Source organism: Pseudonocardia sp. DR1-2, assembly GCF_023717215.1.
In the GTDB taxonomy this organism is placed as follows: domain Bacteria; phylum Actinomycetota; class Actinomycetes; order Mycobacteriales; family Pseudonocardiaceae; genus Pseudonocardia; species Pseudonocardia alni.
The window spans coordinates 312951-334105 of record NZ_JAMQOF010000002.1; the positions used below are offsets into that span (position 1 = coordinate 312951).

The 21155-nt window shown below is 75.4% G+C and carries 15 protein-coding genes; 8 read left to right on the forward strand and 7 right to left on the reverse strand.

The genetic code is table 11. The annotated features are described in order from the left end of the window. Window positions 1–18: 18 nt before the first annotated feature. Together ND486_RS06280 and ND486_RS06285 are read right to left on the reverse strand one after the other, a co-directional pair. Window positions 19–2946: an arabinosyltransferase domain-containing protein gene (locus tag ND486_RS06280; RefSeq protein ID WP_251783225.1), complete on the reverse strand. Its 2928-nt coding sequence runs from the start codon at window positions 2944–2946 to the stop codon at window positions 19–21. Further along, window positions 2943–4946 (reverse strand): glycosyltransferase, encoded by a 2004-nt coding sequence (locus tag ND486_RS06285; protein WP_251783226.1) that lies wholly within the window; start codon window positions 4944–4946, stop codon window positions 2943–2945. Before ND486_RS06285 ends, ND486_RS06280 begins: the two co-directional genes overlap by 4 nt. Window positions 4947–5259: 313 nt before the next feature. Here ND486_RS06285 and ND486_RS06290 point away from each other — a divergent pair, with 313 nt between their 5' ends. Beyond that, entirely contained in the window at window positions 5260–5475 is a 216-nt protein-coding gene (locus ND486_RS06290; protein WP_251783227.1) for a hypothetical protein, read from the forward strand. Between the two features lie 3 nt (window positions 5476–5478). Here ND486_RS06290 and ND486_RS06295 read toward each other — a convergent pair whose 3' ends face one another. Both ND486_RS06295 and ND486_RS06300 read right to left on the reverse strand, forming a co-directional pair. Then, the gene (locus ND486_RS06295; protein ID WP_251783228.1) at window positions 5479–6594 is read right to left on the reverse strand and encodes an iron-containing alcohol dehydrogenase; all 1116 of its coding nucleotides are present in this window, start codon (window positions 6592–6594) and stop codon (window positions 5479–5481) included. After that, window positions 6591–7703 (reverse strand): mandelate racemase/muconate lactonizing enzyme family protein, encoded by a 1113-nt coding sequence (locus ND486_RS06300; protein WP_251783229.1) that lies wholly within the window; start codon window positions 7701–7703, stop codon window positions 6591–6593. The genes ND486_RS06295 and ND486_RS06300 overlap by 4 nt, the downstream gene beginning before the upstream one ends. A gap of 169 nt (window positions 7704–7872) precedes the next feature. Here ND486_RS06300 and ND486_RS06305 point away from each other — a divergent pair, with 169 nt between their 5' ends. Then, window positions 7873–8655: an IclR family transcriptional regulator gene (locus ND486_RS06305; protein ID WP_251783230.1), complete on the forward strand. Its 783-nt coding sequence runs from the start codon at window positions 7873–7875 to the stop codon at window positions 8653–8655. On the opposite strand, the gene glf is transcribed toward ND486_RS06305, so the two are convergent. Next, window positions 8656–9882 carry a UDP-galactopyranose mutase gene (glf, locus tag ND486_RS06310; protein ID WP_251783231.1) on the reverse strand — a complete coding sequence of 409 codons (1227 nt, stop codon included), beginning with the start codon at window positions 9880–9882 and terminating at the stop codon, window positions 8656–8658. A gap of 110 nt (window positions 9883–9992) precedes the next feature. Between glf and ND486_RS06315 the strand changes: the two genes are divergently transcribed. The 4 genes from ND486_RS06315 (at window position 9993) to ND486_RS06330 (ending at window position 17068) form a co-directional block, all read left to right on the forward strand. Beyond that, complete coding sequence (locus tag ND486_RS06315) at window positions 9993–12077, forward strand: DUF6541 family protein (protein WP_251783232.1); 2085 nt, start codon at window positions 9993–9995, stop codon at window positions 12075–12077. Window positions 12078–12212: 135 nt separating this feature from the next. Continuing rightward, window positions 12213–14429: a DUF6541 family protein gene (locus ND486_RS06320; RefSeq protein ID WP_251783233.1), complete on the forward strand. Its 2217-nt coding sequence runs from the start codon at window positions 12213–12215 to the stop codon at window positions 14427–14429. Window positions 14430–14456: 27 nt separating this feature from the next. Beyond that, window positions 14457–15221 carry a class I SAM-dependent methyltransferase gene (locus ND486_RS06325; protein WP_178376613.1) on the forward strand — a complete coding sequence of 255 codons (765 nt, stop codon included), beginning with the start codon at window positions 14457–14459 and terminating at the stop codon, window positions 15219–15221. Between the two features lie 2 nt (window positions 15222–15223). After that, window positions 15224–17068, forward strand: a complete 1845-nt coding sequence (locus ND486_RS06330) for an arabinofuranosyltransferase (protein WP_251783234.1) — start codon at window positions 15224–15226, stop codon at window positions 17066–17068. Between the two features lie 4 nt (window positions 17069–17072). Here ND486_RS06330 and ND486_RS06335 read toward each other — a convergent pair whose 3' ends face one another. Beyond that, the gene (locus tag ND486_RS06335) at window positions 17073–17471 is read right to left on the reverse strand and encodes a VOC family protein (RefSeq protein ID WP_251783235.1); all 399 of its coding nucleotides are present in this window, start codon (window positions 17469–17471) and stop codon (window positions 17073–17075) included. Between the two features lie 55 nt (window positions 17472–17526). Here ND486_RS06335 and ND486_RS06340 point away from each other — a divergent pair, with 55 nt between their 5' ends. Further along, a complete protein-coding gene (locus ND486_RS06340; RefSeq protein ID WP_251783236.1) occupies window positions 17527–19134 on the forward strand; it encodes a hypothetical protein in 1608 nt (535 codons plus the stop codon). Here ND486_RS06340 and ND486_RS06345 read toward each other — a convergent pair. Then, window positions 19127–20014 (reverse strand): glycosyltransferase family 2 protein, encoded by an 888-nt coding sequence (locus ND486_RS06345; protein ID WP_251783237.1) that lies wholly within the window; start codon window positions 20012–20014, stop codon window positions 19127–19129. The genes ND486_RS06340 and ND486_RS06345 overlap by 8 nt on opposite strands. A gap of 72 nt (window positions 20015–20086) precedes the next feature. Here ND486_RS06345 and ND486_RS06350 point away from each other — a divergent pair, with 72 nt between their 5' ends. Further along, complete coding sequence (locus tag ND486_RS06350; RefSeq protein WP_251783238.1) at window positions 20087–21154, forward strand: hypothetical protein; 1068 nt, start codon at window positions 20087–20089, stop codon at window positions 21152–21154. The last annotated feature ends 1 nt before the right edge of the window (window position 21155 follow it).

A 21155-nucleotide genomic window follows, 5' to 3' on the forward strand; every position in this document is an offset into this window, starting at 1 on the left:
CCCGGAGCCACCCCCGGTTCAGCCCAGGAAGTCCCGTCCCGTGTAGGTCCTGTCGGCCAGGGTCGGCAGCCGCTCCCAGCCCCATCGTCGCTGCGTCCCGACGGTGAGGTCCCAGCCGTCGGTCGGGTGCTCGTAGCGCACCCGCTCGACGTGCGCGGGCGCGAACATCGCGCGCCCGCCGGGCGGATCGAGCCGCGAGGGCAGCTCGTCGAAGGTCGCGGTGCGACCGATCCCGGCGAGGGTCCCGCCGTTCGCCGGGAAGAAGGCGGTGGCCTCGGTCGCGCCCTCCAGGTCGTCGCCGGTGCGCAGCCGCCACTGGGGGGCCTGCGCGATGCCGTGGCGCACCGCGATCTGGTCCTGGCAGGGCCACAGCACCGCCGAGGCCTGGTCGGCGAACACCGGGGCGTCGCCGAGCACCGTGCGGGCGGGCAGGTCGCGGGCGGGCCGCGGGGCGCCGACGGCGAGCCAGGTGTCGGGCCCGTCGATCCGGTCGTCCACGACGACCCGGACCCGGTCGGCGGGGCCGGGCAGGGTCACCGCCACGTCCCGCCAGTCGGCGACCTTCGTCCCCGGTAGGTCGACCGTGGCCGTGCCGGCGCCGGACTCGATCCGCACGGCCTGGTCGCCGCGCAGGTCCCCGGTGAGCGGCAGGACCAGCCGGGTGGTCCCGGCCGGGACGGGGAACCAGCCGGCGTCGAGGGTGCCGGTGCCGGCGTCCTCGGTGTGCCAGACGGGGCCCGGGATCGACGGGCGGTCGGGGGGCGGGCCGTCCCGCATCACCCCGGTGAGGCGGGGCGGGTCGCTCGGGAGCGCGGGCGTCGCGTCACCGGGGACGGTGACGGTCAGCGCGTCGGCCAGCCCGCAGCCGTCGCCGGTCAGCATGGCGAGGTTCATCGAGGCCACCGACGCGCCGGGGGCCTGGTGTACCGGGGCGACGACGAACACCGCGAGCATCAGCGCGACGCCGCCCGCCGTGGCGACGCGCAGCACCGCCCGGTCCGGCCGGGGCGTGCTCCCCCGCCGCCGGGCCCACCACAGCGCGGCGGCGACCACGAGCAGCCACAGCAGCGGGCTGCGCAGGTACAGCGGTCCGAGGTGCGGGGCGAGGACCTGCTGGTGGATCGGCGCGTCGACGACCGAGTGGTTCCCGAACGGCTGCCCCCAGTCGGAGAACGGTCGCCACAGGTTCGGGCCGGCGTAGATCACCGCGGAGACGACGCCGAGCACGGCCGTCCCCACCGCGACGAGCCGGGCCGGGGCGCGCCGCGGCAGCGGACCGCGGGCGAGCGCGATGCCGAGCAGCAGCGTCGCGGGGGCGGCGACGGCGCCGAAGTGGTTGACCCACTTCGTCGGGCTGACGGCGACGGCGACGAGGCCGAGGGCGGTGGCGGCGAGCGCGAACCCGAGCGCCGAGCCGAGCGGGCCGCCGGTGCCGCGGCGCGTCACGAGCCGCACCGCGCCCAGCGCGACGACGGCGACGGTCAGCAGGACCGGCAGGCGTCGTCCCCAGGTGCCCTGGTCGTCGGGGCCGAGGAGGTTGGCGTAGTGGACGTACTCCGAGTACCACTGGTACTGGAAGTAGTACCAGCGGTGCACGGCGACGGACTCGCGCACGTCGGCGAGGGTCTGGTCGGCCAGTCCGAGCGGCACGACCACGCTCGCGGCGGCGAACGCGACGGCGGCCGTGGCGAGCCGGGTGGCCCACGGCGCGTGCGCGAGGTGCCACCACACCAGCGGCAGCGCGAGCAGCAGCGGCATCGCGGCGACCAGCGCGGTCGGCGCGGTCGTCACCCCCACCACCGCGACGACGACGGCCGGCGCGAGCAGCCCGACCGCCCCGGTGCGGCGGGCGGCGGCGACGAGCAGCAGCGCCCCGGCGGCGGCCGCGGTCCCGGCGGGCTCGGGGCGCAGCGCGATGCCGTAGGGCAGGAACCAGGCCAGGTGCGCGACGGCGAGCGCGGCGACCACCACGGGCCGGACGCCGGCCCGGCCCGCGAGCGCGGCGAGCGTGTAGCGCAGCAGCACCCAGGTCAGCAGACCCAGCACGACCGGCACCACGCGCAGCGGCCCGAGGCCCCAGCCGACGAGGCTCCCCCACCACTGCAGCAGGTACTGGCTGGTCGCGAACGGCGCCTCGGTGACGTCGAGCTGGTAGATCGCGTTGCCGATCGTCCCCGTCCGCGCGCCCTGGCGGGCCATCAGCGCGTACCAGGAGTCGTCGATGTTGAGCGGCCCGAGCACCGCCCAGGCACAGCTCACGACCAGCACCACGAGGTCGGCCGGACCGGGGCGGACGGGCGCGTCGAACACCCGGCGGGTGCCGGTCCAGGTCCGCACGGCGACGGCGAGGGTGGCGGCCAGCGCGAGCAGGTGCGCGACGAGCAGCGCGACCTTCAGCGGCGACGGCGACGACGCGTAGCGCGCGTCGGTGTGCAGCGTGACCGCGAGCCCGGCCGCGGCGGGCCCGGTGACGTCGGTGGCGAGTTCGGCGACCTGCGGCGGTGCGACGTCGAGGCGCTCGGCGAGGATCGCGCCGTCGCGGGCGACGACGGTGCCCCCGTCCGCGGAGGTCACCTCGAACACGCAGCCCGACCCCGCGGGCGCGGTGGCGAGCACCCGGTCGCCGGTGCGCAGCGTGAGCGTCCCGCCGGCCACGCTCGCGACGAAGCCCGGCGCGGTCACCGGGTTCTCCTCGGCGGCGGGCATCGTCCGCAGCACGTCGCCCTCGCCCAGGGCGGCCGCCGCGGCGCACGGGACGGTCGCGGAGAACTCCAGCGGCCGGTACGGCGAGAGCGGCAGCACCGTGCTCGCCGGTGCCTGTCCCGCCCGGGGCCAGGTGACGACCGGGTCCTCGGCGTCGACGGGGGCGAGCGCGGCGGCCAGGCCGAGCAGGCAGGTGACGACGCCGAGCAGGAGCAGCAGCGGCCCCCGGCGGGCGGGGCTCACTCGAAGATCTGCTTCCAACCGTCCTTGCCGGTCAGCACGGGCGCCGCCGCCCGGTAGCGGGCGCGCAGGCCGTCCCAGTCCGCCGCGACGGCGCGGTGCAGCCGGAACGACTCCGCGACCATCTCCTTGAACATCGCCGGGTCACGACGGCGGAAGGTCACCCCGCGGCCGTCCGGGGTGGACACCGTCGCGGAGTCCAGGCCGGCCAGCACGAACCACTGGGCGTTCTTCCACGGCACGTTGCGCTGCGGCCGCTCGCGCAGCGCCGGGTCCGGGGTGCGCAGGTTGCGCAGCACCCCGCGGGCGAGCCCGACCGCGGCCTTCGCCCGGCCCACCGGGGGCTTCGGGAACAGCTGGGCGCCCAGCGCGTCGAGGTCGGCGAGCGGCACCTCGGTCGCCGAGTCGAGCGGGCGGCCGTCGTCGTACTGCGCCCGCAGGGCCCGGATCTCGTCGAGCACCACGGGCAGCTTCGGGAACAGCGCCTCGGGCCCCGCCAGGAAGTCGGTGAAGCCCTTGATCTGCAGCGCGACCGCCGAGTACTCCATGAGCATCAGGTGGCGCAGGGTCCGCTTGAAGGTCTCCTTCAGCATCGCGCGCGGGTCGTCCGGGCCGTGCAGGGCCGCGGCGACGAGCCGGTTGCGGTAGTGGAAGTAGGCCTGCCAGTCCGAGGAGTCGTCCTTCTCGATGAAGGACATGTGCCAGATCGCGACGCCCGGGACGGTCGCGGTGCGGAACCCGGCGGCGCGGGCGCGCAGGCCGTACTCGGCGTCGTCCCACTTGATGAACAGCGGCAGCGGCAGCCCGAGCTGCTCCGCGGCACGGCGCGGGATCAGGCACATCCACCAGGCGTTGTAGTCGACGTCCACGCGGCGGTGCAGCCAGCGGGTCTGGCGCAGGGTGCGGGCGGCGAGGTCGTGGTGGGCCTCGGTGTCCGGGGCGGGGCGCCACAGGAACTGGTTGCGGTCGACGACCTCGCCCATGGTGGACAGCTGCGAGCGCGCCTGCAGCGACAGCATCTGGCCGCCGACGAGCATCGGCTCGCGGGAGAACCGGCTGAACGCGATCGCGCGGAGCACCGACTCGGGCTCGAGCAGGATGTCGTCGTCCATGTAGAGGATCTGCTCGCAGTCGATCCCGCCCGCGTGCGGGCCGGTGCCGTGCAGGACCTCGTACATGATCCGGGCGTAGCCGCCGGAGCCGCCCAGGTTGGGCTGGTCGATGATCCGCAGCCGGTCGCCGAGCGCGGCCGCGGCCTGCTCGTAGCCGGCCTCGTCGCGGACCTTGCGGGTGCCCTGGTCGGGGAGGATCACCGCGGTGATCGCCTCGAGGACCTGCGGGTCGGAGCCGAGCGCGGTGAGCGTGGCGACGCAGTCGGCGGGCCGGTTGAACGTCGGCATCCCGACGACGACGGCCGCGCGGCCCGGCGCGTCGTGCGGGGCGTGCCAGCCGCCGCCGTGCAGGGTCAGGTCGGCGTCGTCGGTGGACAGGTCGAACCAGTACCAGCCGCCGTCCTCGAAGGGGCGCAGGTCCAGTTCCAGGGTGACCCGGCGGCGCCCGGAGACCACCTCACCGGCGACGACGATCTGCGACCCGTCGGCCTTGGTGCGGTAGACGTCGACGCGGCCCGAGCCCTCCAGGTCCAGGCGCAGCTCGATGCTGGTGAGCGTGGACCAGGCCCGCCAGTAGCCGGCGGCGAAGGCGTTGAAGTAGGCGCCGAAGGAGACCTCGGTGGCCGCGGGGACGGTGGCGCTGGTGCGGTCGAGGATCCGGGTGCGGCGGCCGCCGATGGTCGACACGGTCAGCGAGAGCGGACGCGCGTCCTCGTCGGCCAGCGGCTCGACCGGGGCGAGCGTGGTGCCGGGGCGCTCGTCGAGGTAGAGCGCGCGGACGGCGGTCGGGTCGGCGGGCCGGGGCAGGACCACCCGCTGCAGCAGCGTCTCGCCGCTGGTCGTCGCCGGAGTGGTGGGGGACACCTGACCTCGCTGGTCCGTCGTGGTCATCGCAGGAGCTGCCTCTGTCGTCGCGGGGGCGCGGGGGTCCCGGGCGGCGGCGCTGCCGGTCCGCCCGGGTCCGGGTGGAGTCGTGCGCGAGCGTAGCCGCGGGCGGTGCGGGAGCCGGGAGGCGGGCGGGTGCGGCGGGGAAGCGGTGTGGATCGTCCGGTTCCCCGCCGCTGTGTGTGCCTGACCGGCGCCATGGACGAACCGGCCCGGCGTGCGCAGGTCGCGGCGGTGCTGCGCGGCGCGGGGGCGCGGTTCGCGTTCGTCCACGGCAGCCGGGCACACCGGGAGTTCCTCGATGCCGTGCGGGGTGGGCATGGTCGATGAGGCGCGGGTGGCCCGGCTGCTCCGGTCGGTCACCGACGACCTCGCCGTCCTGCGGGCGGAGTCGGCCGCGGACCCCGACCGGCTGTGGCTCAGCGGGGTCACGTACCTGTTCGTGACGGCGATCGAGGGCTGCGTCGACGTCGCCCGGCTCGCGGACCTGTCGGACCTGGACGCGTTCGCCGCCGCGGTCGCCGCCCGGCTCTGAGCCCTACCAGGCCGCGTCGAGGATCTCCCGCACGTCGTCCTCGGTGGGAGTGCGCGGCGCGTTGGCCGTCACCGGGTCGACGACGGCGGCGGCCGCCAGCACCGGAAGCAGCTCCCGGTCCACGCCGAGCTCGTGCAGCGGTCGCCGCACCCGGATGCCCTCGACGAGCGCGGCGATCCCGGCGACGGCGTCGGCGGTCCCCAGCGCGGTCCCGGCGCGGGCGTACGCCTCCGCCGCCGCGCCGGCGCTCCAGCGCATGACCTGCTCGTTCACCGACGCGAGCGCGACACCGTGCGGGGTGCCCGTGTGCGCGGTGAGCGCGTGCGCGATGCCGTGGACCAGGCCCAGCCCGGACACGGTCAGCGCCTGGCCCGCCAGGTGCGCGCCCAGCAGCAGCTGCGCGCGGGCCTCCAGGTCGGCGCCGTCGTCGACGGCGACCGGCAGCCACCGGCCCACCAGCGCGACGGCCTGGGCGGCGGCGGCCTCGGAGACCGGGTTCGCGCCGCGGGAGGCGAGCGACTCGACGCCGTGGACGAGCGCGTCGAAGCCGGTGGCGGCCGTCGCCGCGGGTGGCAGGCCGACGGTCAGCTCCGGGTCGAGGACGGCGACGCGCGGCCGGACCGAGGCGTGGCCCAGGTAGACCTTCCGCTTGGCGCAGGTGTCCTCGACGACGCCGAACCCGTTGGTCTCCGCGCCCGTCCCGGCGGTGGTGGGGACCGCGATCAGCGGCAGCCCCGCGACGGGGGAGGACCACAGGTCGTCGGTCGCGCGGGCGCCGTGGTGGGTGGCGAGCAGCGCGATGCCCTTGGCCGCGTCGAGCACCGAGCCGCCGCCGATCGCGACGACCACGCAGGAGCCGAACGCGCGCAGCGCCGTCGCGCCGTGCTCGACGGCCGTCGTCGACGGGTTGGGGCCGATGCCGTCGAACACCTCGGTCCACAGCCCGGCGGCGGTGAGGTCGCCGACGACCCGGTCGACGATGCCGGTGGCGCGCAGCCCGGCGTCGGTGACGACGAACGCCGCCGGCCCACCGAGGCCGTCGACCAGCGCGGGGACCCGGGCGACCGCGCCGGGACCGAACTCCAGGGCGCAGGTCGCCTCGACCGTGAACCCGTTCACCGGACCCGCCACCGTGCGATCGCCTCCTCGTCGAGGGTGAACCCGAGGCCGGGGGCGCTCGGGACCGCCAGCATGCCGTCGTCGCCGACGCTCAGGGGTTCGGCCAGCGGGAAGTCGCGACGCGCCGGGGTCCAGTCCGGCGGGTCGTAGGGGAACTCGAAGAACGGGCCGCCGCCGACGCCGGCGGAGACGTGCAGGTTCGCGAGCACGCCGATGCCGTTGGTCCAGCTGTGCGGGGTGAACGCGCGGTGGCGCAGCAGCGCGAGCTCGGCGAGCGTGCGGACCCGGCTCATCCCGGCCGCGAGGACGACGTCGGGCTGGTGAACGTCGAGGACGTCGTCGTCGAGCAGCCGCAGGAGCTCACCGAAGGAGCGCTGCATCTCCCCCGCCGCGATCCGCAGGCCCGGGTTGTCGGCGCGCAGGGTGCGCATGCCGTCGGCGTCGGCGTAGGGCAGCGGCTCCTCGACCCAGAAGACCCCCAGGTCGGCGAGTCGCCGGACGAGGCGGCGGGTCGCGGCGAGGTCGGTCGCCGGGGCGACGTCGCCGGCCATCCGCCACGCCTGGTTGAGATCCACCATGATCGCGAAGTCCTCGCCGAGCGCCTCCCGGACGGCCGCGACGGCGCCGATCCCCTCCTCGACCCGGTCCCGGTCGATCCGGATCTTGACCGCACGGAAGCCCTCCTCCGCGACCCGGTGCGCCACCTCGGCGCGCTCGGCGGGCGGGCGCAGCACGCAGAACGACGCGTAGGCGGGCACGGCGTCGTAGGTACCGCCGAACAGGGTCGCGACGGGCAGGCCGGCGACCTTGCCCGCGAGGTCCCACAACGCCGCCTCCAGCGGCCAGTAGTGGCCGCCGTGCAGCGCGCAGGTCTCGATCGCGCGGACGTGCCGGGCGATCGCGAGCGGGTCGGTGCCGACGAACAGGTGCCGGTAGGCGTCGAAGCCGTCCATGGTGTCGCCGGAGCCGATGCCGACGACGCCGTCGTCGGTGTGGACGCGCACGATCGTCGCGTCGAACACGGTGCGGGGCTCGGGGTCCCAGGCGGCGCGCAGCGGCGGGTCGAGCGGGAGGCGCACCCGGTCCAGCGTGATGTCGGTGATCTTCATCGGGTCCGGGTGGTGTCGGGAGCTGGTTCCGGCTCGGGGCGCGATCGGGGGCGGTGCACCCCGAGCCGGTTGGTCCCCGAATGTAGGAAGTCGGCACGGCCGCGGCCAGGGGCCACCGGGAATCGAGATCATCGTTGCGCTGAGGGCAACCGGGACTAGCGTCACCGGTGTGCACAACGGCTACGGGCTCGGCCGCGACGTCGCGCTGCTGGAGGCGCTCGCCTCGGACGAGGCCGTGCGCACCGACGGGTTGGGCGTCGCCGCCGTCGCCCGGCTGACCGGGCGGGAGAAGAGCCAGGTCTCGCGCGCGCTGCGGGCCCTCGCCGACGCCGGGCTGGTCGAGCGGGACGAGGACACGCTCGTCTACCGCCTGGGGTGGCGGCTGTTCTCGCTGGCCGCGCGGGGCACCGACAGCCGGCTGACCGCCGTGGCCGAGCCGGTGCTGCACCGGCTGGCCGCCGAGACCGAGGAGACCGTGCACCTGTGCGTGCTCCGCGACGACGCGCTGCTGACCGCGCGGACGGTGTCCGGGCACTCGTTCCGCACGACCGGCTGGGAGGGCAGGCGTGCGCCGCTGCCGTGCACGTCGGCGGGCCGGGTGCTGCTCTCCGACGCGACGCCCGACGAGCTGTTCGTGCGGTTCGGCGCCGTCGAGGACCTGGTGCCGGACTACCCGCACTCCCGGGTCCGGACGGTCCCGCAGCTGTGGCAGGCGATCCAGGAGGCCGCCGAACGCGGCTGGGCGGTGTCCCACGAGGAGTTCGAGCCCGGCGTGGCCGGGGTCTCGGCACCGGTGCGCGACTTCCGCGGCCGGGTCGTCGCGGCGCTCAACGTCTCGGGCCCGACCGCCCGGCTGGACGGCCGGTTCGACGAGACGGGCCGGGCGACGGCGGCCGCCGCGGCCGCGGTGTCGGCGGAGCTGGGGTGGACGCCGGGGCGTTCCGCCCCGTGATCAGTCCTCGGCCTCGGTGCCCGACAGCGGGCGCCCCTCGGTGAAGTGCGGGACGAGACGGTTCTCGTACATCGTCAGCGCCGACCCGATGGCCATGTGCATGTCGAGGTACTTGTAGGTCCCCAGCCGCCCACCGAACAGCACGCCCCGGTTCGCGGTCTCCTTGCGGGCCAGCTCGCGGTAGCGGTCCAGCTTCGCCCGGTCGTCGGGGGTGTTGATCGGGTAGTACGGCTCGTCCCCGGACTCGGCGAAGCGCGAGTACTCCCGCACGATGACCGTCCTGTCCTTCGGGTAGTCCCGCTCGGGGTGCATGTGGCGGAACTCGAGGATCCGGGTGAAGGGGACCTCGGCGTCGTTGTAGTTGATCACCGAGGTGCCCTGGAAGTCGCCGGTCGGCTCGACCGACATCTCGAAGTCCAGGGTGCGCCAGCCCAGCTCGCCCTCGGCGTGGTCGAAGTACCGGTCCAGCGGTCCGGTGTAGACGACCGGCACGTCGGAGGGCAGCTGCTCGCGCACCGCGAAGTAGTCGGTGTCGAGCACGACGTCGATGTTCCCGTGGTCCGCCATCCGCTCCAGCCAGGCGGTGTAGCCGTCGGTCGGCAGGCCCTCGTGGGTGTCGTTGAAGTAGCGGTTGTCGTAGGTGTAGCGGACCGGGAGCCGGGTGATGATCGAGGCGTCCAGCTCGGTGGGGTCGGTCTGCCACTGCTTGGCGGTGTAGCCCTTGACGAAGGCCTCGTAGAGCGGGCGCCCGACCAGCGAGATCGCCTTCTCCTCGAGGTTCGCGGCCCGCCCGGTCTCGACCTCCGCGGACTGCTCGGCGATCAGCGAGCGCGCCTCGTCGGGGGTGTGGGCCTTCCCGAAGAACTGGTTGATCAGCGCGAGGTTCATCGGGAACGCGTAGACCTGCTCGCCGACCCGGGCGAAGACGCGGTGCTGGTAGTTCGTGAAGCTCGTGAACCGGTTGACGTAGGCCCACACGCGCTCGTTCGAGGTGTGGAACAGGTGCGCGCCGTACCGGTGGATCTCGATCCCGGTCTCCGGCTCGGCCTCGGAGTAGGCGTTGCCGCCGATGTGGTTCCGGCGCTCCAGGACCAGGACGCGCTTCCCGAGGCCGTCGGCGACGCGCTCGGCCACGGTGAGTCCGAAGAACCCGGACCCGACGACGATCAGGTCGTAGCTGCTCAGGTCGTAACCGTTCAGGTCGGCACTGTCGACGCTCACGGCCATCGAGGGTAGGGCAGGCGTGATCCGGGGCACCCGGCGGCTTCGGTACCCTCGCGGGCAGGTCGGAGAAGCGGACGTATCCGGCACCGTCGTGGGCCCGAGGAGAAGATGGCGTGAGCTGGCTGTCCGCCGTCCCCCTCGTGGTGCTCGCCGCTGCCTGGGTCACGCTCCCGGGGCTGGTCGTCGGCCTCGCCGCCGGCCTGCGCGGGATCGCCGTCTGGGGCGCCGCCCCGATGCTGTCGGTCGGTGTGATCGCCGGGTCCGCCGTCGGCGCGAGCATGCTCGGCGTGCCCTGGAGCGGAGTCGCACCGGTCACCGCGGCGGCCACGTTCGCGCTGCTCGTGGTGGGTGTGCGACGGCTGGTGCTGCGCCGCCCGCTGCTGCCGCGGCCCACCGTGGTGCGGGCCGCCGCCGGGGAGTCGGTCCGGACGCTGCTCCGCGGCGGGCCCGACCGGCGCTGGACCGGGCTCGCCGCGCTCGGCGGGCTGACGATCGCCGCGGTGCTGGGCCTGCGGGCCGTGCTGCGCGGGATGGACCGTCCCGACGCGCTGTCCCAGACCTTCGACGCGAACTTCCACTACAACGCCGTCGCCCGGATCCTCGGGACGCAGGACGCGTCGTCGCTCACCGTCGGCGGCCTGGTCAACTCCCCCGGCTTCTACCCCGCGGCCTGGCACGACGTCGTCTCGCTGGTGGCGCCGCTGGCCACCGGGCCGGGCGGGATCGTCGTCGCGTCGAACGTGGTCGCGCTGGTCACCACGCTGCTGGTGTGGCCGCTGTCGGTGCTCTTCCTGGTCCGCACCCTGGTCGGGCGCTCGGCCGGTGCCGCGCTGGCCGCGCCGGTGCTCGCACTCGGGTTCGTCGCGTTCCCGTGGACGCTGGTCACCTACGGCGCGCTGTGGCCGAACCTGCTGGGCGTCTCGCTGGTGCCTGCCGCGCTGGCCGCGACAGCGCTCGCCGCGCGGCCGGGTCTCGGGCCGGACCCGGTGTCGCCCGCCCGGCCGGGCCCGTACCCCCCGGGACGGGTGGCGCGCTGGTTCCCGGCGGGGGCCGCCGTCGTCGCGCTGGGATTCGCGCACCCGAACGCCCTGTTCGGCGCCGTGGTCGTCGCGGTACCGCCGATCCTGTGGGGCCTCGCGGGCGCGGTGCGCCGTGGGCTGCGCGGCGGCGTGTGGCCCACGGTGCGCGCGGTCGTCGCGGTACCGGTCGTGCTCGCCGCGCTCGGCGGCGTCGCCTGGTTCATGTTCGTCTCCCCCGCCCTCGACGGCATCCGCGGCTACTACTGGGAGCCGGAGGTCTCGGTCACCGACGCCGTGTGGAACGCGGTGCTGCACAATCCCGAGGACAACGCCCCGGCGTGGTCGATCGCGGTCCTCACGGTGACCGGGGCGGTGTGGGCGCTGCGCCGGGCCCGCACGTCCTGGCTGGTCCCGGCGCACCTGCTCGTCTGCACGCTCTACGTCGTCGGCGCCACCACGTGGTCCTCGGTGTGGACCGGGGTCTGGTACAACGACTCGCCCCGGATCGCCGCGCTCGTCCCGGTGACCGCGGCCCCGCTGGCCGCGCTCGGCCTGGTGGCGCTGTGCTCCCTGGCCCGCACCCTCGCCTGCCCGGTCCGCGACCGCCTCACCCGGGCCGCGCCCGCCGTCGCCGGGCTGCCCCGGCCCCGGGCCGCGGTGCTCGTCGCGATCGGGGTGATCGCCGTCGTCGTCACCTCGGGCGGGCTCTACCAGCGCTCGCACATCGATTCGCTCGCCGCGATCTACCAGACCCCGGAGGAGGTGCTGGTCGGTCCGGAGCAGGCCCGGTTCCTGCGCGAGGCGGGCGACCTGCTGCCGTCGGACGCGGTGGTGGCGCAGAACCCGTGGGCCGGCACCGCGATGCTGTGGCCGCTCACCGACCGGCAGGTGCTGTTCCCGCACCTGACCGGGGTGTGGTCACCGGACCAGCGGATCATCGCCGAGCGGCTGCGGGACGCCTCGAACGACCCGGCGGTCTGCGCGGCCGTCGCCGAGACCGGCACCGGCTACGTGATCACGGCGCCGCCCACGTTCTGGCAGCCCGACCCGCTGGCCGCGCAGTGGCCGGGCCTCGACGACCTCGCCGACGCCGACGGGTTCGAGCTGCTCGCCCGCGACGGCGACAACGCGTTGTGGCGTATCACCGCCTGCGACGCGGGCCGGGTCGTCGGGTCCTGATCACCCGGTCGGGCACGGGACCGGCGGGGCCGTAGGACCGCCGGTAGTCTCCGAGACCGGCCAGCGCCGGTGAATCGGGTCCGGTGGGTCGTCGACGGCTCCGGGTTCGGCGCCGGGAGAGGAGCCGCGACCTCGATGGCCGGACCCACCTGGCTGTCCGCGCTGCCCACCGCACTCGTCGCGGTGTTCTGGGTGGTCGGGCCCGGTCTCCTCGTGCTGCGGGCGTGCGGGGTCCGCGGGATCACCGCCTGGGGCCTGTCCCCGCTGGTGTCGACCGCGGTCGTCTCGTCCTCGGCCGTGCTCGCGCCGCTCGTGGGGGTGCGCTGGGGGCCGTGGGTGCCGCTGGGCGCCGCGGTCGTGCTCGCGCTGCTCGGCGGGCTGTTCCGGGCCTTCGTCGCCCGCCGCCCGGCCGGCAGCGCGCTGCACCGGGGCTGGCGGACGGCGCTGCGGTCGTGGACCCCGGGCCGGCGGATCCGGGCCTCGCTGGCCCGCCTCCGCGCCCCGAAGGGCCGGTTCGCGAAGCGCCCCGAACCGATGACGACCGCGATGCCCCAGGTGTGGCGGACCTCCGCCCAGCGCGCGGGCACCGACGGCCGCCGGGCCGGGGTGGCCGCTGCGGCCGGTGTCGTCGTCGCCGCGGGGCTCGCGTGGTGGACGGTGGTGCTGGGGTTCGGCCCGGTGGACGCCCTGTCCTCGACCTACGACGGCGTCTTCCACTACAACGCCGTCGCCCACATCCTGCAGTCCGGCGACGCGTCGTCGCTGACGCTGGGCTCGCTGACGAACCCGTCGTCGGCGGTGGCGCTGTACCCGGCGGGCTGGCACGACCTCGTGTCGCTGGTCGCGATGCTGTCCGGCAGCGGGGTCCCGGTCGCCACCAACCTGACGGCCTGGGTCGTGGCGGGGGTGGTGTTCCCGCTGTCCGTGGCGGCGCTGAGCCGCCAGGTCATGGGCCCGTCGCCCGGTGCCGCCCTGGTCGCGCCGGTGCTGGCCACCGGGTTCACCGCCCTGCCGTGGGCGCTCATGTCGTTCGGGGTGCTGTGGCCGAACCTGCTCGGGGTGGCACTGCTGCCCGGGTACCTGACGTTGCTGCTGGCCGTCGTCGGGGTGGCCGAGCGCAGCGTCATCGGCGCGGCCGGCGCGGCGACCACCCTGGTCCTGACCCTGCCCGCGCTCGGTCTCGCCCACCCGAACGCGCTGTTCAGCCTCGCGGTGCTCGGCCTGTTCCCGGTGCTGTGGGGCATCGGCGTGCTGGCCCGGCGCCGGCTGCTCACCCGCCGGTTCTGGCAGCCGGTGGTGGCCGTGGTCGGCGTCGCCGGGATCGTCGCCGCCGTCCTGTGGTTCATGACGGCCTCACCGCTGACCGCCGGGGTCCGCAGCTTCGACTGGCCCGCGTTCACCGACGTTCCGACGGCGATCGGTCAGGTGCTGTTCAACTCCTCCAACGGCCGTCCCGACCTCGTCGTGCTGTCGGTGCTGGTCGTGATCGGCGCGGTGGCCGCGCTGCGGCACGTCGCGACGTCGTGGCTGGTGCCCGCGCACGTCGCCTCCGGCGCGCTGTACGTGCTGGCCGCGGCCGACGACGGCACGACCTCCGCCGCCCTCACCGGTGCCTGGTACAACGACTCCTACCGGCTGGCGGCGATGGTGCCCGTCACCGGGGCCGTGCTGGCCGTGGTCGGGCTGTGCGCCGTCGCGTCGGTCGTGCGCCACGTGCTGCTGCGGATCCCGCCCACCGCGGCCCTGGCCCGTCGGCGGGTGGTCGCGCCCGCGCTCGCGGCGGTGCTGCTCGCGGTGGTCGTCGCCACGACCGGCGGGATGTCGGTGGCGACACACGCCGACGTCCTGGCCGGGCCGTACCAGCGGCCGTCGGACGCCATCCTCGAACCGGGGCAGCGCGAGTTCCTCGACGAGGTCGGGCGGATCGTCGGCCCCGACGACGTCGTGGCCGCAGACCCGTTCACCGGCAACTCCCTGCTGTTCCCGCTCACCGGGCGCCGGGTGCTGTTCCCGCACCTGATCGGGAACTGGACCCCGGAGCAGATCCTGCTGGCCACCCGGTTCCGCGACGTCGGGACCGACCCGACGATCTGCACGGCGGCCGCCGACCTCGGCGTCGACTGGCTCCTGACGGGGCCGATCACGTTCTGGCCGAACCACGGGGGCGCCCGCTGGTACCCGGGGCTGCACGACATCGCCCCGGTGCCCGGGTTCGAGCTCGTCGCGACGGGCGGGGGCCAGGAGCTGTGGCGGCTCACCGCCTGCGCCCCGGGCGCGCCGGTGACCCCCGGGGCGCAGGCGTTCGCCCCGCCCGGTCCGGACGGTGCGCCCTCGTCCCCGTACGGTGGGTGACCCCCCGACGCCCTCGACGGAGACCACGTGACCGACCTCCCCGAGTACGAACGCTCCCTGCGCATGGTGGAGCGGCGGACGCTCGCCACCGGGTTCGCCCGGCAGATCGCGATCACCACCGAACCCTTCCTCGACCTGCCGTTCCGTGACGCACGGGTGGTCGATCTCGGCTGCGGCTACGGCTACACCGCACTGGAGCTCGCGGGGCTGTGCCGGGAGGTCGTCGGCATCGAGCCGAACGGCGCGCTCGCCGCCGAGGCGACCCGGCTGGCCGCCGAGGGCGGGGCCGACAACTTCACGTTCCGTGTCCAGGGCATCGGCGAGTTCGGCCACGGCGACGACGCCGGCTCCTTCGACGTCGCCGTGCTCGACAACGTCCTGGAGCACCTCGACGACCAGCCCGACGCGCTGGAACGGATCGCGTCCTGCCTGCGGCCCGGCGGCGTCGCCTACATCCTGGTGCCGAACCGGTGGTGGCCGATCGAGGCGCACTACGCGCTGCCGTTCCTGGCGTGGCTGCCGCTGCCGCTCGCGACCCGCTACCTGCGCTGGTCCGGGCGCGGCAGCGACTACACCGACGCCAGCTACGCCCCGAGCTACCTGCGGATGCGCCGGCTCCTCGCGCGCCGCCCCGACCTCGACGCCCGCTTCACCGTGCCCGGCGACGTCAGCCTGGCCGAGGGCGGCGGGTCGCGGCTGTACTCGCTGGGCGTCTCGGCGCTGCGTCGCTTCCCGGCGCTGTGGGCGATCTCGAAGGCGTTCCTCGTCGTCGCCGTGAAGAAGAAGCCCTGACCGTGGCGCGACGGCTCCTCGCCGCGGCCGACCTGGTCGTGGGCCCGGTCGTCGCCGTCGGGGTCGTCGCCGCGGGGCTGCTGCTCGCGGACCGGGTCACGGTCCCGGCCGGGTCGAACGTCGGGCTGGCGCTCACCGCGACCGGTGGTGCGCTCGTCGCCGCGCTGCTGGCCGCCGCCGCGTGGAGCCGGTCGCCGCTCGTCGCCGCGCCGCTGGCGTGGGTGGGGCTGGCGGCGCTGCCCGCGCTGCCGCTCACGCTGTTCCTGGCGAACACCCCGCACTACCTGTTCGGGGTCGGGGGCGACCAGCAGTTCCGGGTCGCGTTCCTGACCCGGTTCGCGGACTCGGCGCGGCTCGCGGACTTCGCCTACGCGGACATGCCGCCGTACTACCCGGCCGCGTGGTTCTGGCTCGGTGGGCGGGCCGCGGCGCTGCTGGGTGTCGACGCCTGGGCGTTCCACAAGCCGTTCTCGATCGCGACGCTGGCGGTCACCGCCGTCCTGACCTACGCCCTGTGGGCACTGGTGACGTCCCGCCCGCGGGCGGTCGGGGCAGCCGTGGCGACCACCCTCGCCGGGTTCGTGACGCTGGCCGCGTACTCGCCGTACTCGTGGCTGACCGCGGCGCTCGTCCCGCCGCTGGCCGTGCTCGGGCTGCGGCTGGTGCGCCGGGACGGGGGCTCGTGGGTCCGGACGGCGCTGCTCACCGGTCTCGTCCTCGGGCTGGCCGCGGTCACCCACACCCAGATCCTGGTGTTCGCCGGGTTCGTGCTCACGGTGCTGGCCGTCGACGGCCTGGTGACGCGGACGACCCGGCCCGCGACGCTCGCGGTGACGATCGTCGTGGTCGTCGCCGCGGCGCTGCCGCCGGCCCTGGTGCACTGGCTGCCGTACCTGCTGGCCTCGGCCGGGCAGCCCACCTACAGCGCGGGCCAGCACTTCCTCGCCGAGGCGGGGTCGCGCTGGCCGCTGCCGATGCTGGAGGCGACCCCGGTCGGAGCACTGTGCCTGCTGGGCACGGTCTGGATCGTGGCGCGGTTCCGATCCTCGCCGGTCGCCCGCGGCCTCGGGATCACCGTGGCCTGCGGCTACGCCTGGTACCTGCTGTCGACGGCGGCGCTGGCGTTCGGCAGCACGCTGCTGGCGTTCCGCATCCAGCCGATCCTCACCGCGGCACTGGCCTGTGGTGCGGTCTGGGCGGTCGCCTCACTGACCGGCGTCCTGCGCGACCGGGGCGTCCGTGCCGGGACCTGCGCGGCCGTGGCGACGGCGCTGGCCGCGGCGGTCGTCGTCGGACAGGTGCAGTCCGTCCCGCAGGACTACGGGTGGACCGGGACGGCCCAGGACTACCGGCCCGACGGGACGCGGCCCGACGGCTCGCGGGACCCGGCGGACGCGAACGCCTGGCTCGGGGACCTGCGCAGCACGATCGACGGTCTCACCGGCCGTCCGCCGCGGGAGGTCGTCGTCGCGAGCGCGAACGCGACCCTGCTCAGCTACGTGCCGTACTTCGCGTTCCAGGCGTCGCAGCCGCAGTACGCGAACCCGCTCGCGGACTACCCGGCCCGCACCGACGAGGCCCGCCGCTGGGCGGCCGCGGCCGACCCGGGCCGGCTGCTCGACGCGCTGGACCGGGCCCCGGAGCGGGCACCGTCGGTGTTCGTGCTGGACCGGGCCGCGGACGGGACCCTGCGGCTGCCGCTGTCGCAGGACCGGTTCCCCGACCCGCGCCAGGGCGCCGAGCCCGCGGTGTTCGCCCCGCAGCAGTTCGACGACCCGGCCTGGCAGCGCCGCGACGTCGGCCCCTACGCGGTGCTGGTCCGGGCCGGGGTTCCCCCGGTGCCCTGACGGCTCAGACCTCGACGACGGTGATCACGTTGCCGTCCGGGTCGCGCAGCATGAACAGCCGCGGCGCGCCGGGGGTGTCCTCGGTGGGCAGCGGCTCCAGGTCGGCGACGCCGATCTCGGTCAGCCGGGCGTGCTCGGCGGCCAGGTCGGAGGTCTCGACGCCGATCGCGCTGCCGCCGGGCTCCTCGAACATCGGCGGGTTGAGCGCGAGCCGCGCGGTCGAGCCGGGCGGCGCGACCTCCAGCCAGCGGTGCTCGCCGTTCTCGCCGAACCGGGTGTCGCCGCGGACCTCGAACCCGAGCACGCGGGTGTAGAAGTCCAGGGCGGTGTCCTGGTCGGCGACGGTGAACATGACGACGCCGATGTTGTTCAGGGTGGTGGGGCGCTGTGTGGGTGTGCTCATGCCCGGTACGACCGCGGCGCGGGCGCGAACTCATCGGTGCGCGAGAATCGCGTGCATGTCGACCGCGACCGACGACCGCGACACCGCGGACCCCACGGACGAGGGGTGGCCGAGGGGGCGCCGTCGCGACCCGGTCACGCGCACCCGCCGGTGGGCGACCGACCGGCCGGTGCTGCTCGCCGCAGCGCTCGCCGCGCTCGCGGTCGGGGTGTGGGCCTGCTGGTCGGTGACCGTCGACGACGCCTACATCACCTACCGGTACAGCGCGAACCTCGCGCACGGCTCCGGGCCGACCTGGAACCCCGGCCAGGACCCGGTGGAGGGGTTCACGAACTTCACCTGGATGGTGTGGCACGCGCCGTGGGTGTGGCTCGGGGTGCCGCTGCCGGTGGTGTCGAAGCTGACCGCGGCCGCCTGCGCGGCGGCGATCGTGTGGCTGCTCGTCACCGAGCCGCGGACCCGCTCGGGTGCGGTGCTCGCAGCCGGGTCGTTCGTGCTGTTCCTGCCGACCTGGGTGCACGTCGACTCCGGCCTGGAGACCGCCCCGTTCGCGCTGGTCGTGCTGCGCGCGACGGTCCTCGCCGCCCGGCTGCTCCGCGACCGGGACGCGGCCGTGCGGACCTGGGAGATCCCGGCCCTGCTGCTGCTCGCGGGGACGCTGCGCCCGGACGGCGTGCTCGGTGTGCTGCCCGCCCTGGCCGTGTTCCTGTGGGTGCGGCGCACCGACCGGTCGGTGTGGGTCGCGACCGGGGTCGCCGCGGTCGTCGGTGGTGTGTACCTGGCCGCACGCCGGGCGTACTTCGGTCACCTGCTGCCGAACACGTTCTACGTGAAGGTCGGCGTGGAGGCGGCCACCGACGGCCGCTGGATCCAGACGACGGCGGCCACCCTGCTGCCGCTGCTGGCACTCGCCGTCGCCGCGCTGCTGCGGCCGCGCACCGCCGCCCCGGCCGCGCTGGTGCTGGCGAGCTGCACCGCGCTGTGGATCATCCCGGCGCTGTCGGCGCCCGCCATGGACTACCTGTCCCGGTTCGCCTGGCACGGTTTCCCGATGCTGTGCCTGGCCGCGGCGTGGGCGCTCGACACCGTCGAGGTACGGCGGGTCGCGGCCGGTGCCGCCGCGGTCGGGGTCGTGTGGACGGCGGCCGCGGGCGTCCTCGCCCCGGACGCCCGGACCCTGGTCAACTACGGCGACGACCTGCGCCGCTCCCACATCGCGATCGGTCTCGCGCTCGCCGACACCGACCTCCCCGCAGGCGAGCGGACCCTCGCGGTGACCGACGCCGGCGCGATGCCGTACTTCTCCGGCTGGCGGACCACCGACTACATCGGTCTCAACGACGAGCGGATCGCCCACGGCGCGAACCCCACCGACGTGCTGCTGGCCGACGACCCGCAGGTCGTGGTGGTCACCAGCGGGTCGCCGGTGCCGCCGCCGGGGTCGTGGCGGACCGACCTGCCGCGGGTGCTCGCCGGCCACGAGCTCGTCGGTGTCGCGCAGATGCGCCCGGAGTACTTCCAGCTCGTGTTCGCGAAGCCGGACGTCGCCCCCCAGGTCCGGGCGGCGCTGGACCGGCGCCTCGCCGAGGGCCGCGCGGTCACCGACGCCCGTCTCGACCCCGGCTACTCCCGCTGGCTGGAGCGGATCCTCGGACTCAGCTGAGGCGCCCCAGCACGTGCCCGCCGAGTGCGCGCAGCGCGGCGGCGTCGCGACGCAGGACCGCGCCGGGCAGCTGGACGGCGGCGTTGAGCCGCGACGACACGTGCGCCCGGGCGGCCCGGGCGGCCCGAGGCAGCCCCCGGGCGTCCATCCGGTCCGCCTCCGCCGCGAAGTAGCGGCGCTCCTCGGCGAAGCGGTTCCCGGCGACGGCGCCCGACCCCGAGTCGCTGGAGCGGTGGCGCCGGTAGCGGAAGCAGACGTGGTCGTCGACGACCATCGTGCCGCCGTCGGCGATCACCGCGACCGGCAGCGCCAGGTCGAACACGTCCGCGGACTCCGGCATCGCGACGCGCGCCACCGCGTCGGTCCGCCAGCACAGCGACGGGTTGTACAGCCAGTTCCCCCGCAGCAGGCTCACCAGCAGGTCCTCGCCGCCGACCGGGCGCGGGCCCGACCCGGACGGCGCCAGCAGCGCCTTGACCCGGTCGGCGAGCGGGCGGACCGGGCGGTCGTCGGCGTCCATCACGGCGACGCCCGGCTGCACCACCGCGGCGTCCGGCCAGCGCTCGTGCAGCGCGAGGACGGTGTCGAGGTAGTCGGGCTCCATGAGGTCGTCGGCGCCCATCATCACGAAGTACGGCAGCTCGACCGCCTCGATGCAGTACCGGTTGTTCGGCTGCGCGCCGAGCCGCTCGGGGTTGCGGCGGTACCGGATCCGGTCGTCGCCCAGTGCCGCGAACCAGGGGCCGATCGTGTCGTCGGGGTAGCCGTCGTCGACGACGGTGAGCCGCCAGTCGGTACGGCGCTGGTCCTGCACGCTGAGGACCGCGCGGCGCAGGAGCTCCGGGTCGCCGTAGAAGGGGAGCATCACGTCGACAGGCACGCACCCGACGGTAGCGAGGCGCCCCCTGGCTAGGATCACCCGGCCTCACCAGCGACGACCCGGAGCACGGCGATGGACATCCAGAACCACTACTACGGCCACTCGGCCGTCCTCGCCGCCTACGCCGGACTGTCCCGGCCCCGGCACATCGCCGGTCTGCTGCAGCACGGCTGGACCGCGGTCTCGCCCGTCGCCGCGCACTTCGCGGACTTCCCGAAGGTCGGCACCGACCCCCGGCAGCGACGTCTGCTGGTGTGGTCGCACGGCTGCCGCGGCTGGTCCCCCGCCGACGAGGACCGCACGACCACCCCGGTCGGCGCCCCGGTGCTCTACCTGGAGGCGCTGCTGCGCTCGCAGGGGTGGACGCCGTCGGAGCGGCTCGGGCCGGTGTTCGTCCCGTTCCACGGCACCCGGCTGGTCCGGGTGACCGGCGCGCACGCCGACCTGGCCCGCCAGGTCGCGAAGGTCGACGGCCCCTCGACGGTGTGCCTGCACCACGAGGACATGACCGACCCGGAGATCACCACGGCCTGGCGCGACGCCGGGCACACGCTGGTCACCGCCGGACGGCGCGACGACCCGCACTTCCTGCTGCGGATCATGCACCTGGTCGGGAACGCGAGCCGGGTCTCGTCGAACCGGCTGTCGACGGCCGTGCTGTACGCGGCCGCCGTCGGCACCCCGGCCGCGGTGTGGGGGGATCCGCTGACGTTCGGGGCCCAGTCGTCGTCGGCTGTGGACGAGCTGCGCGCGACCTGGCCGGAGTTCCACACCGTCGATCCCGCCGACGGGGCCCGCCCGGAGACCGGCGCCGCGGAGGCCGACGCCGCCGCGACCGCGCTGGCCCGCCGCGAGCTCGGCGCCGAGCACCTGCTCGACCCCGCCGCGCTGCGCTCCGTGCTCGGCTGGGGCCGCACCCCGGGCGTCGGGCCGGGTCTGCAGTACTACGCGGCGTCGCCGCTGGCGAAGGCCGCGATGGTGCTGGGGCTGACGAAGCGTTCCGAGGCCAGCACGCAGGCCATGTCGGCGGGCAGCTCGAACCCGCTGCTGTGGCTGCGCCACCCGCTGGCCGCGCTGCCGAAGCCGCTGCCGCACGGTCTGCCCACGCCGGTCACGACCGAGGAACCCCTCGACGCCTGAC